11 protein-coding genes are annotated in these 12,380 nt (G+C 64.5%); 4 read left to right on the forward strand and 7 right to left on the reverse strand.

The window, feature by feature from the left end:
* Positions 1 to 141: 141 nt before the first annotated feature.
* The 4 genes from ACOHWE_RS05225 to ACOHWE_RS05240 form a co-directional block, all read right to left on the reverse strand.
* A complete protein-coding gene (locus tag ACOHWE_RS05225) occupies positions 142 to 1,359 on the reverse strand; it encodes a phenylacetate--CoA ligase family protein (protein WP_420664702.1) in 1,218 nt (405 codons plus the stop codon).
* 17 nt (positions 1,360 to 1,376) lie between these two features.
* Complete coding sequence (locus ACOHWE_RS05230) at positions 1,377 to 2,213, reverse strand: ABC transporter ATP-binding protein (RefSeq protein WP_420664704.1); 837 nt, start codon at positions 2,211 to 2,213, stop codon at positions 1,377 to 1,379.
* A gap of 117 nt (positions 2,214 to 2,330) precedes the next feature.
* On the reverse strand, positions 2,331 to 3,626 hold the full coding sequence (locus tag ACOHWE_RS05235) for an ABC transporter substrate-binding protein (RefSeq protein WP_420664706.1): 1,296 nt from the start codon (positions 3,624 to 3,626) through the stop codon (positions 2,331 to 2,333).
* Between the two features lie 93 nt (positions 3,627 to 3,719).
* Complete coding sequence (locus ACOHWE_RS05240; RefSeq protein WP_420664708.1) at positions 3,720 to 4,796, reverse strand: branched-chain amino acid ABC transporter permease; 1,077 nt, start codon at positions 4,794 to 4,796, stop codon at positions 3,720 to 3,722.
* A gap of 133 nt (positions 4,797 to 4,929) precedes the next feature.
* On the opposite strand from ACOHWE_RS05240, the gene ACOHWE_RS05245 reads away from it, so the two are divergent.
* Positions 4,930 to 5,259 (forward strand): SHOCT domain-containing protein, encoded by a 330-nt coding sequence (locus ACOHWE_RS05245; RefSeq protein WP_420664710.1) that lies wholly within the window; start codon positions 4,930 to 4,932, stop codon positions 5,257 to 5,259.
* Between the two features lie 75 nt (positions 5,260 to 5,334).
* Here the strand turns inward: ACOHWE_RS05245 and ACOHWE_RS05250 are convergent, their stop codons facing one another.
* Together ACOHWE_RS05250 and ACOHWE_RS05255 are read right to left on the reverse strand one after the other, a co-directional pair.
* Complete coding sequence (locus tag ACOHWE_RS05250) at positions 5,335 to 6,321, reverse strand: branched-chain amino acid ABC transporter permease (RefSeq protein ID WP_420664712.1); 987 nt, start codon at positions 6,319 to 6,321, stop codon at positions 5,335 to 5,337.
* An 86-nt stretch (positions 6,322 to 6,407) separates the two neighbouring features.
* A complete protein-coding gene (locus ACOHWE_RS05255) occupies positions 6,408 to 7,226 on the reverse strand; it encodes an ABC transporter ATP-binding protein (protein ID WP_420664714.1) in 819 nt (272 codons plus the stop codon).
* A gap of 88 nt (positions 7,227 to 7,314) precedes the next feature.
* Between ACOHWE_RS05255 and ACOHWE_RS05260 the strand changes: the two genes are divergently transcribed.
* Positions 7,315 to 7,500 (forward strand): hypothetical protein, encoded by a 186-nt coding sequence (locus tag ACOHWE_RS05260; protein WP_420664716.1) that lies wholly within the window; start codon positions 7,315 to 7,317, stop codon positions 7,498 to 7,500.
* 44 nt (positions 7,501 to 7,544) lie between these two features.
* On the opposite strand, the gene ACOHWE_RS05265 is transcribed toward ACOHWE_RS05260, so the two are convergent.
* Positions 7,545 to 9,509: an AMP-binding protein gene (locus ACOHWE_RS05265; RefSeq protein WP_420665899.1), complete on the reverse strand. Its 1,965-nt coding sequence runs from the start codon at positions 9,507 to 9,509 to the stop codon at positions 7,545 to 7,547.
* 257 nt (positions 9,510 to 9,766) lie between these two features.
* Between ACOHWE_RS05265 and ACOHWE_RS05270 the strand changes: the two genes are divergently transcribed.
* Both ACOHWE_RS05270 and ACOHWE_RS05275 read left to right on the forward strand, forming a co-directional pair.
* A complete protein-coding gene (locus ACOHWE_RS05270; protein WP_420664718.1) occupies positions 9,767 to 11,668 on the forward strand; it encodes a hybrid sensor histidine kinase/response regulator in 1,902 nt (633 codons plus the stop codon).
* A complete protein-coding gene (locus tag ACOHWE_RS05275; protein WP_420664720.1) occupies positions 11,665 to 12,369 on the forward strand; it encodes a response regulator transcription factor in 705 nt (234 codons plus the stop codon). The genes ACOHWE_RS05270 and ACOHWE_RS05275 overlap by 4 nt, the downstream gene beginning before the upstream one ends.
* Positions 12,370 to 12,380: the final 11 nt, after the last annotated feature.

The following is a 12,380-nucleotide window of genomic DNA, read 5'->3' on the forward strand; positions in this document are numbered from 1 at the left end:
TGAGGCCCTCCCTATTACGACCAAACCGCTCAGGAATTCCAGCAGGAATGCGGAACGCAGCTTTGCAGCCCCAGCAGCAACGGCAATCGGGCGCCGCGGCAAGGCGGCGCCCGTCTGTCTGTTGCTCGCAACCTAAGGGGCTCAGTCGTAGCTGCGCTGATCTTCGATCACCAGGCCGTCCTTCGGCAGCGCGCCGGGGGCCACGACCTCGACCGTGCCCTTCAGCTTCAGCACTTCGGCAACTGAGCGGGCATAGGCGCTCTCGTCGCCGCCCTCGGCCTCGATCTGCACGGTCATCGCGTCCATTTCGCCTTCGCGGCGGGCGATGACGCGGGCCTTGACGATCTCGTCATGCTTGGCCACCAGCGCGGCAACCTGCTCGGGGCGCACGAACATGCCCTTGATCTTGGTCGTCTGATCAGCGCGGCCCATCCAGCCCTTGATGCGCAGGTTTGTACGGCCGCAGGGGGAAACTCCGGGCAGCACCGCCGACAGATCGCCGGTGGCGAAGCGGATCAGCGGATAGTCCGGGTTCAGTGTTGTCACCACGACCTCCCCCACTTCACCGGGCGCCACCGGAGTGCCGGTGCCGGGGGTGACGATCTCCACGATCACATGCTCGTCGACGATCATCCCCTCCATCGCCTGGGACTCATACGCGATGTTGCCGAGATCGGCGGTGGCGTAGCTCTGCAGGCAGGTGATGCCGCGGTCGGCATATTCCTGGCGCAGGCTCGGGAACAGCGCGCCGCCCCCGACCGCCGCCTTGGTGAAGCCCAATGTGATCCCCATGGCGTCGGCCTTGTCGAGGATCACCTTGAGGTAATCCGGCGTGCCGGCATAGGCCGTGGCCCCCACGTCGCGCGCCGCCGTCACCTGCAGCTCGGTCTGGCCGGTGCCCGCGGGCAGCACGGCCGCACCGACCGCGCGGGCGCCGTTTTCAAATATCATGCCGGCAGGGGTCAGATGGTAGCCAAAGCAGTTCTGCACCACATCGCCCGCACCGATCCCGGCCGCGTGAAGGAAACGGCCCATGCGCCACCAGTCGCGATCCACCCCGCCGGGCTCGTAGATCGGGCCGGGCGACTGGAAGATATGGGCAAAGCCCGTGGCGGGTTTCACGGTGAAGCCGCCAAAGGGCGGGTGGGCCGCCTGCGCCCGGCCGAGCTCGGACTTGCGCAGCACCGGCAGATCCGCCAGCGCCCCGGCCGAGGTCACCGCGGCCGGGTCCACATCATCCAGCAGGCCGCCATAGCCGGGCGCCGACTTGGCCCGGGCGATCTGTTCCGGCAGGGCGCGGGCCAGATCGGCGGCGCGCTCGTCCGCGCTGCGGGTTTCGAGTTTGTCAAAATAGGTCATCACATCTCCATCCCGCATCAGCTCAGCCACCGTTTGCGGCGGCGGTAGGACCGCACGTCGCGGAAGCTCTTGCGGCCCTCGTCGGACATGCCGAGGTAGAATTCCTTCACATCCGGGTTCTCGCGCAGCTCGGCCGCGGGGCCGTCCATCACCACCCGGCCCGATTCCAGGATGTAGCCGTAGTGGGCATAGCGCAGCGCCACGTTGGTGTTCTGCTCGGCCAGGAGGAAGGTCACGCCCTCGTTTTCATTGATCGACTTCACAATCTCGAAGATCTGCTCCACCAGCTGCGGCGCCAGGCCCATCGAGGGCTCGTCGAGCAGGATCGTCTCCGGCCGCGACATCAGCGCGCGGCCCATCGCCACCATCTGCTGCTCGCCTCCCGAGGTATAGCCGGCCTGCGATTTGCGGCGCTCCTTCAGGCGCGGGAAGTAGCTGTAGACCATCTCCAGATCGGCCTGCACGTTGGCGCCGCCATCGCGTCGGGTATAGGCGCCGGTCAGCAGGTTTTCCTCTACCGTCAGGTGCTCGAAGCAGTGGCGGCCTTCCATCACCTGGATCACGCCCTTGCGCACCAGATCGGCCGGATCGCTTTCGTGCACGTTCTGGCCGCGGTATTTGATCGTGCCCTTGGTCACCTCGCCGCGCTCGGAATGCAGCAGGTTGGACACCGCCTTCAGCGTCGTGGTCTTGCCGGCGCCGTTGCCGCCCAGAAGCGCGGTGATGCCGCCCTTGGGCACCTTCAGGCTGACGCCTTTCAACACGAGGATCACGTGATTGTAGATCACCTCGATATTGTTGACCTCCAGCAGGGTTTCGGCCTGCACCTCGGTTTCGGTTGCTGCGTCGAGCATCAAAGCTTGTCCTCATGCGGTCCCGGTTGCCCGGGGCGGTTCCGGCTGGCGCGGCAGCGGGCCGCCGCGCCGGTTCTTCTGCGGTGCCGCCCCTGAAGGCGGCACCGGACCCTGTGCTTACTGGCAATTGGGCTCGATGTTGTTCTCGGCGGCGTAGGCGGCAGAGTCCTCTTCGATCAGCTTGCCGATCACCTCGGTATCGGACGGCTTGAAGTCCGAGATCAGCGACCAGGTCTGCGTTTCCGCATCCCATTGGGTCACGCCGACAAGGCCCGGGCCGCCGTGGTTCTCGCAGGAGACCTGGAACGCGGGGCCGAAATTCGGCATGCCGAGCGCGGCCATTTTCTCCTCGGTGATTTCCAGCGCTTCCATGCCGTCGCGCATCATCGCCGGGGTGATATCCTTGGTGCCGTGGATTTCCTGTGCGGTCTTCGCGGCCTCGGCGGCCAGCATCGCCGCGTACATGCCGCGGTTGTAAAGAACATTGCCGACCTGATCACCCGCGCCCGCAGCCTTGCCGGCATCCACCACATACTTCTGGATGTCGTCGAAGACCGGGAAGTCGCGGCCGACGTTGTGGAAGGTCACCGCCTTGTAACCGTCGGCCTGGGCGCCGGCGGGCATCACGTCATGCTCCGCGCCGGACCACCACACGCCGATGAAGTTCTCCATCGGGAAGCGGATGTTGGCGGCTTCCTGGATCGCCACCTGGTTCATCACGCCCCAGCCCCACATCACGACATAGTCGGGACGCTCACGGCGGATTTGCAGCCACTGCGATTTCTGCTCCTGGCCGGGGTGGTCGACCGGCAGCGCGACCAGCTCGAAGCCGTGCTTCTCGGACAGCTCCTCCAGGGTGCGGATCGGCTCCTTGCCGTAGGCGGAGTTGTGGTAGACCAGCGCGATCTTCTTGCCGCTGAGATCGCCGCCGTTTTCGTCCAGCAGGTAGTTCACCACACCCGAAGCGCCGTTCCAGTAGTTGGCCGGGTAGTTGAACACATGGCTGAACACTTCGCCGTTAGCAGCCGAGGTGCGGCCATAGCCCATGGTGTGCAGCGGAATGTTGTCCGCGGTCACTTTGGGGATCAGCTGGTAGGTGATGCCGGTGGACAGCGGCTGATACACCAGGGCGCCCTGGCCCTTGGTGGATTCGTAGCATTCCACGCCTTTTTCAGTGTTATAGCCGGTCTCGCATTCGATCACCTTGGCTTTTACACCGCCGATGCCGCCGTCGCGCTCGTTCAGCAGGGTGAAATAGTCGTTGTAGCCGTCCGAGAACGGGATACCGCCGGCCGCATAGGGCCCGGTGCGGTAGCTGAGATCCGGGAATACCAGATCCGCCATTGCCGGGGTTGCCACCGCTCCAGCAGCCATCGCGGCGCCCAGAGCCCATGTAGTGAGTGTCTTCTTCATCGGCTTAATTCCTCCCTTGGTCCTATCCGATGTTATATTCGCAGCGGGGGCGGAGTTGCCCGTCTCCCCGCAGGTCTTGGAGCCGTCCCCGCCTCAGTGCGGGAAGGGCCACAGCCTCAGCTTCTCCTTGGCGACGCGCCACAGCTGCGCCAGCCCGTGCGGCTCCACGATCAAGAAGAAGACGATCAGCGCCCCAACGATCACCAGCTGGAAATGCGCCACGATATCGGTGGGCCACCCCAGAAGGTCGACGCCCACCACCTTCAGCACCACCGGCAGCAGAACCAGGAAGGCCGCGCCCGCAAAGGAGCCGAAGATCGAGCCCAGGCCGCCGATGATCACCATGAAGAGCACCAGGAACGACTTGTTGATGCCGAAAGCCTCGCCCACTTCCACTGCGCCCAGGTAAACCGAGAAGAACAGCGCGCCGGAGATGCCGATGAAGAAGCCCGAGACCGCAAAGGCCGAGAGCTTCGCCTTCAAGGGGTTCACGCCGATGATCTCGGCGGCGATGTCCATGTCGCGGATCGCCATCCAGCTGCGGCCCTGCATGCCGCGGGTCAGGTTGCGGGCGATGAGCGCGCAGATGGTGAGGAAGATCAGGCAGAACAGGTAGGTCGCCCAGGCCGGTGCGCTGGGGCCGGTGATGACAATGCCGAAGACATCGCGCTCGGGCGCGTTGATCTGGCCGGAGGCCGAGTAGTTGTAGAACCACGGCACCCGGTTGAACAGCCAGACCAGGAAGAACTGCGCCGCCAGCGTCGCCACCGCAAGGTAGAACCCCTTGATCCGCAGGGAGGGCAGGCCGAACAGCACACAGACCCCGGCGGTAATGCCGCCTGCCAGCACCACATGGATGAACATGCTGACTTCCGGGAAGGCGGTCATCAGCTTGTAGGAGGCGTAGGCGCCCACCGCCATGAAGCCGCCGGTGCCCAGAGACACCTGCCCGCAATAGCCCACCAGAATGTTCAGGCCGATGGCAGCAATCGAATAGATCAGGAACGGCAGCAGGATCGCATTGGCCCAGTAGTCGTTGATGACGAAGGGGATGATCCCGAATGCCACCGCCAGCACCGCGTAGTAGCGGTACCGGTCGAATTTGATCGGAAACGTCTGGCTGTCCTCGACATAGGAGACTTTGAAATCCCCGGCTTCACGGTAGAACATATGTCAGATGCTCCCTTTGTTATGCTGCAAGGGGCTGGCCCCAGCGTTAACCATTGCTTCAGATTTCGCCGCCCCGCCACATTTCGCCCCATTCCCTGTGCTAGATTGAGCGCGGGTAGAGTGAGTGGAAGACATGACCGCGATTTTCGAGGAAATCCGGCAGCTGGATGCTGCCCGGAAACGGGGAGAGATATCTCCCGAGGCATTTGCCGCAGCCAAGGCCAGGCTGCTGAACTCGGTCGAGGAGGCAAAAGTGCTGTCCCAGCCGGCAGCCGTCCGGCGGCGCCCGGCGCCACCCCCGGCCTCCGGTCTCTGGGGCATGCTCGCGATGGGGCTTCTGGGTGCCGGGGTGCTGACCGTGCTAGCGGGGCAGCTGATCGGCGATCTGACCATCGCGCTCACGCTTGCGGTGACCGTGCTGGCCGCCATCGTGGTCAGAGCTTTCCGCGGGCTCGAGGGCTGAGCCGCTGCCAGGAGCTCCCGGCCGGCCGCGCTCCGCCCCCGCTGGGGGGCGGGCAAGGCCCGGGCGTTATGTGCCTCAGACGCGTTCAATGATCTTCTCGCCGAACAGGCCCTGCGGGCGGAACACCAGGAAGAGCAGCGCCAGCACATAGGCAAACCAGTTCTCGGTCGCGCCGCCCACCATAGGGCCGATGGCGAATTCGAACAGCTTCTCGCCCACGCCGATGATCAGCCCGCCGACAATGGCGCCGGGGATCGAGGTGAAGCCGCCCAGCATCAGCACCGGCAGCGCCTTCAGCGCGATCAGCGACAGCGAGAACTGCACGCCGGATTTGGTGCCCCAGACGATGCCCGCGACCAGCGCCACGAAACCGGCGACGGACCAGACCAACACCCAAATGAAGTTCAGCGAGATGCCGACCGACAGCGCCGCCTGGTGATCATCAGCCACCGCACGCATTGCCCGGCCCTGCTTGGTGTACTGGGCAAAGCAGACCAGCCCCGCCACCAGCAGCGCCGCGATGACGGTTGCCACGACGTCCAGATTGTCGATGAAGAACCCGTAGCCGAAGATGTTGAATGTGGTTTCATCTATCCACAGGTTGATGCCTTGCGGCAGCCCCACGTCCAGGGTCTTGATCTCCGAGCCCCACATCAGGTCAGCCACGCCTTCGAGGAAATAGGCAAGCCCGATGGTGGCCATGAACAGAATGATCGGCTCCTGCCCCACCAGGTGCTTCATCACCAGCACCTGCACCAGCCAGGCCAGCAGCACCATCACGCCGACCGTCAATGCAATCGCCACGAAAGAGGGCACGGTCCAGCCGAAATGGGTGATATGGCCGCCAAAGATCGCGTTGATCACATGCGAGAACGGCACCTGCCCCTGCATAATCCCGACCAGGGTCATCGCCGCAAACAACGCCATCACCCCTTGTGCGTAGTTGAAGATGCCGGAGGCCTTGTAAATCAGCACGAAGCCCAGCGCGACCAGCGCATAGAGCACGCCCGCCATCAGGCCGTTGAGCGTGACCTCCATCGCAAAGACGAGTTGTTCAGGCATTGCGCTCTCCTCCCGCAAATTCCCTCGAAGAAATCTGCCAAAAATTTTCCAGAATTTTTGCCGCCGTTTTTACCAGCACTGATTGCTCAGTCATGCGCCACCCCCAGGTAGGCGTCGATCACCGCCTGGTTGTTGCGTACTTCGTCCGGTGTGCCGTCGCCGATCTTCTTGCCGTAGTCCATCACCACGACCCGGTCGGACAGATCCATCACCACGCCCATGTCGTGCTCGATCAGCGCAATGGTGGTGCCGAATTCGTCGTTCACGTCGAGGATGAAGCGCGACATGTCCTCCTTCTCCTCGACGTTCATGCCGGCCATCGGCTCGTCGAGCAGCAGGAGTTTCGGCTCGGCGGCCAGCGCGCGGGCCAGTTCGACGCGTTTCTTCAAGCCGTAGGGCAGCCGCGCCACCGGGGTCTTGCGGATGTGCTGGATCTCCAGGAAGTCGATGATCTTCTCGACCACCTCGCGGTTCTCGACCTCTTCCTTCTCCGCCTTACCCTTCCACAGGGCCTGGGCAATCAGCCCGGATTTCATGTAGTTGAGCCGCCCGGTCATCACATTGTCGAGCACGCTCATGCCGTCGAACAGCGCGATATTCTGGAAGGTGCGGGCGATGCCCTGGCGCGCCACCTCGTAGGGTTTCATCTGCGGCCGTTTCTTGCCGCGGAACAGAACCTCGCCTTCCTGCGGGATGTAGAAACCCGAAATCACGTTCAGCATCGAGGACTTGCCGGCGCCGTTCGGGCCGATGATGGCGCGGATCTCGCCTTCGCGGATGTCGAAGGAGATGTCCTTGATCGCCACCACCCCGCCGAAGCGCAGCGTGATGTTCTTCATCTCCATTACCACGCCGCCGATGGTGCGGCCGTCCTCGGTCACATAGCTCTCGGCCTGATCAAGCATAAGTTCCACCTCCGGAGCGCGGCCGCGTGGAAAATTTAATCATTTCGTGCGACACTTGAATAATAAGAGCAGCAAGGAGATCCCTGCCATGTTTGGCGAATTCGAGCACGCCTGCCTTCTGAAGATGGCCATCGAATGCAAGGAAATGGGACTGACCCAATCCGAAAGCCTCAGCGCGATCAGCGCCCGCACCCACGGGTTGAGTGCAATCTTCAAGATCCGTCAGGCGATCCACACCGCCTTCCATCCGGAGGCGAGCCCGGACCTGATCTGAGGCCCGCCCCTTCACCGCGTTCCGGGCCGTCCGGTGCGTGATACTCATTCCGCGGCCACCTTCTGCGGCGCCGTGGGCACGACCTCGGCGTCAACGATGGTCAGCGTCGCGCTGATCGAGCCCTTGCGGCCGTCCTCGTAGGTGACTTCCGTGGTGGTCGAGATCTTGTCTGAGCCATCGTAAAGCGCTGCGATGATGTCGGCGAATTTCTCCTCCACGATGCGGCGGCGCACCTTGCGGGTCCGGGTCATCTCGCCGTCATCGGCATCCAGCTCCTTGTGCAGCACCACAAAGCGGTGCACCTGGCAGCCCGACAGCATCTCGTCCTCGGCCACCGACTTGTTCACTGCCGAGACATGCGCGCGGATGGTCTCCAGCACCCGCGGATGGCCCGCCAGCTCCTGGTAGGAGGCATAGGCGATGTTGTTGCGCTCGGCCCAGTTGCCGACCGCGGTCAGGTCGATGTTGATGAAGGCGACGCAGCGGTCCTTGCCGTTGCCGAACAGCACCGCTTCCAGAATGTCCGGGTAGAACTTCAGCTTGTTCTCCACGTACTTCGGCGCAAACATCGAGCCGTCCGCCATCTTGCCCACGTCCTTGGCGCGGTCGATGATGCGCAGATGGCCGGAACCCTCCTCGAAGAAGCCCGCATCACCCGTGGCCACCCAGCCCTCGGCATCCTTGGTGGAGGCGGTGGATTCCGGGTTCTTGTAGTATTCCACGAAGGTGCCGGGCGAGCGGTAGTAGATCTCGCCGTTGTCGCCGATCTTGATCTCCACATCCGGGGCCGGCACGCCCACGGTGTCAGCGCGCACCTCGCCGTCTGGCTGCACGGTGATGAACACTGTCGCCTCGGTCTGGCCGTAGAGCTGTTTCAGGTTGATGCCCAAGCTGCGGTAGAAATCGAAGATCTCCGGCCCGATCGCCTCGCCCGCGGTATAGCCCACGCGCACCTTGCCGAAGCCCAGCGTGTCCTTCAGCGGCCCGTAGACCAGCAGGTTGCCGATCGCGTATTTCAGCCGGTCGCCGAAGCTCACCGGCTTGCCGTCGAGGATCTTGCCGCCGACCTTCTTGGCATGTTCCAGGTAGTGGTGGAACATCTTGCGCTTCAGGGCGCTTGCGTCCTCCATCCGGATCATCACGTTGGTCAGCTGGGTCTCGAACACCCGCGGCGGGGCGAAGAAATAGGTTGGGCCGATCTCGCGCAGGTCGGTCATCATGGTGTCGGCGCTTTCCGGGCAGTTCACGCAGAAGCCGCACCAGTAGGCCTGCCCGATCGAGAAGATGAAATCGCCCACCCAGGCCATCGGCAGGTAGGAAAGGATATTCTCGTTGCGGGTCAGCTTGTCGAACTCGGAGGCGTTCTTGGCGCTTTCGATCACGTTGCGGTTGGACAGCACCACGCCCTTCGGCTTGCCGGTGGTGCCCGAGGTGTAGAGCATCACGCAGGTGCTGTCGTAATTCAGCTTCGCCTTGCGGGCCTGGAGGTCGGGCAGCCACTCCTCGCGGGCGGCGCGGCCCTGCTCCTGCACATGGGCAAACTGGTGCAGCTGGTGGTGGTCGTATTTCCGCATGCCGCGCGGGTCGAGGTAGATCATGTGCTCGAACTGGTGCAGCTGATCCTGGATCTCGATCACCTTGTCGGCCTGCTCCTGGTCGCCCACGATCACGAAGCGCGCGCCGCAGTGGCCCAGCACATAGGCCATCTCCTCGGCCACCGCGTCCTGATAGAGCGGCACTGGGATTGCGCCCGCGGCCTGCGCGGCCACCATCGACCAGTAGAGATAGGGCCGGTTGCGGCCGATGATGGCGACGAAGTCGCCTTCCTTCACACCAAGGTTGATCAGACCCAGCGCCAGTGCCTCGATCTCCGCCGCCGCCTCGGACCAGGACCAGCATTGCCAGATGCCGAATTCCTTCTCCCGGTAGGCCGGGGCATCACCAAACTGCGCCGCATTGCGTTCAAGCAGCGCCGGCAGGGATTGCATCCCGTCGGCGCCCATCTGCATCTGAGCCAAATTTCTTTCCTCCCTTTCCGGCTGTGCCGCCGGACTGACCGCTAAACGCGATTCTGGCCGCGATTAGGGACGCTCATATGCTAGCCCGTCAACTTTTTCCTGAAGTTTTCCCAAATCTTACGAATTGTAACAGCGGGTTTTGCCCGCTATCAGAGTTGGTTACACGGGCAGGCGGGGTGCGGCCGCTGCGGCCCTATGGCGGTTTGCCCCGGCGCAGGGGCGGTGCTAGCCATGACAGGGGGAGACGCATGGACAGAGCCAGCAAACAACGGGCCAGCATGACAACCGCCGGGCTGAACCTGATCGCCCAGGCGCTGTCAATCTATGACAACGACCTGCGGCTTGCAGTCTGCAACCGCCGGTTTCAGGAAATGTTCGGCCTGCCCGACGCCCTGGTCACCCCCGGCGCGCATTTCGAGGACACCATCCGCTTCATCGCCGAAAGCGGCGACTACGGACCCGTCGATGACATCGACGAATTCGTCCGCACACGGGTGGAAACCGCCCGCGCCTTCGTGCCGCATTACCTGGAGCGCAGCCGCGCCAACGGCCAGGTGATCTCGATCGAGGGCGCACCGCTGCCTGAGGGCGGCTGGGTCACCGTCTACACCGATATCACCCGCACCAAGCGCATCGAGCAGCTCCTGCGCGCCCGTTCCGAGGAGATGTCCGAACGGCTCATCGCCCATACCGAGGAACTCTCCGCCGCCAACCGCAAGCTTGCCGCCACCATCACCCAGCTCGAGGAAGCCAAGCGCCAGCTCACCGAGATCGAGGGCCGCACCCGCCTCACCACCGAGATGATGCCCGCCCATATCGCCCATGTGGACAGCGACGGCTATTACACCTTCACCAACCGCCGCCTCAGCAGCGTCTTTCCCGGCCGTCCCTCCGACATTCTCGGCCTTCACATTTCCGAAGCCCTGGGCGAGGCGGCCTATGCACGGATCGAACCGCATCTGACGGCCGCCTACAAGGGCGGCAACCCGGTGTTCGAGTTCACCGAGAACCACAGCAGCCGCCGCATCCGCTCCGCCTTCACCCCGGACCGGCAGGGCGGCGTCTACATCCTGTCGATGGACGTGACCGAGGAAACCCAGGCCCGCGTTGCCCTGCAGCAAGCCCGGCGGCGGGAGATGGCGGCGCAGATGACCAGCGGGCTGGCGCATGATTTCTCCAACCTCCTGACCATCATCCTCGGGATGCAGGGCAAGCTGGAGAAGATGGCGCTGCCTGAGGACGCGGCGGAGCTGGTGCAGGGCACGCTCTCGGCCGCCCGCCGCGGCGGCCGCCTGCTGGACCGGATTGCAGGCATGACCAGCCAGCGCGGCCTTCGCCCGCAGGCGACAGACATGCATACGCTGCTTGCCGAGCTGAAGATCCTCGCCTCCCCCACCCTGCCGCAGGGTGTCGGGCTCTCCGTGCTCGACAACATGCCCGATGTCACCCTTCTTCTCGATGCGGGAAAGCTGCAGGATGCGCTGCTGAACCTCGTGCTCAATGCCCGCGATGCCTGCGGCACAAGCGGCCAAATCACCGTGAGCGCGCATGCCATCGGCCAGACCTGGGTGGAGATCACGGTCAGCGACACCGGCCCCGGATTCTCGCCGGAGGCCTTGGAAAAGGCGCTCAACCCCTTCTTCACCACCAAGGGCAGCGAAGGCTCGGGCCTCGGCCTGCCCACTGTCTACGACATGGCGAAATCCGCAGGCGGCGACATGCGCATCGGCAACACGCCCTCCGGCGCCTCCGTCACCCTGCGCCTGCCCTTCCGCCCCGCCCCGGACCCGCAAGGCGGCATCGCGCTTCTGGCCGAGGACAGCGAGGAGCTGCGGGCCACCTTCCGCGACATGCTGATTTCGCTCGGCTTTTCGGTGGTGGAGGCAACCAGCGTCGACGAAGCCTCAGCGCTCACCGCCGACATCCCCGGCATCGCCTTGGTGCTCTCCGACATCAAGCTGGAGGGCGAGGCCACCGGCATTGATCTGGCCGGGCGGCTGCAGGACTCGGGCCCTCCCTGCGTGCTGATGACCTCGCTGCCGCCCCATGACCCGCTGCACCAGGCCGCCCTGAAACACGGCCCCGTGCTGCGCAAACCCTTCACCGTCCGCCAGCTCTCGCAGCTGATCACCCCGGAGCCCGCCGCATGACCGCGCCCCTGATCACCATCCTCGACGACGAGCCCGAAATCCGCCGCATTCTCACTGACACCCTGGAGGATGCGGGCTTCCGCACCCAGAGCTTTTCCCGCGCCCGCGAGTTTGAGGCCTCGCTGAAACGGGTGACGCCGGATGTCTGCCTCGTCGACCTGTCGCTGCCCGACACCGACGGTCTGGCGCTGGTGCACCGGCTGGCGCTGGAGCAGGGCGCCGCGGTAATCATCATCTCGGGCCGCGCGCAGGTGCAGGACCGGGTCACCGGGCTGGAGCTCGGCGCCGACGACTACATCACCAAGCCCTTTGATCCCACCGAGGTCGTCGCCCGCATCCGCGCCCGCCTGCGCGGCGGTCCGCGCACGGCGGCGCCTTCGGGCGAGACGGCGCGGTTTTCCGGCTGGACCGCGCATTTCGGCCGCTTTGTGCTGGAGGACGAGGCAGGCGCAGAGACCCCCTTCTCCCAGGCCGAGGCCGAGGTGCTGCGGCTGTTTCTGGAAAGCCCCAAGCGGCTGATCTCCCGCGCCCAGATGCAGGAGACACTCGGCGGCGCCGCGGGCGACAGTTTCGACCGGGCGATGGACGTGCGCATCTCGCGCCTGCGCACCAAGCTGCGCGAGGACCCGAAGAACCCGCGGCTTATCAAGACGATCTACGGCGCGGGCTACATCTTCCTCGGCGACGTGGAGTGGCTCTGAGCCGCGCGCTT

Origin of the sequence: Cribrihabitans neustonicus (assembly GCF_048820895.1) — a bacterium.
Classification (GTDB): domain Bacteria; phylum Pseudomonadota; class Alphaproteobacteria; order Rhodobacterales; family Rhodobacteraceae; genus Cribrihabitans_A; species Cribrihabitans_A neustonicus.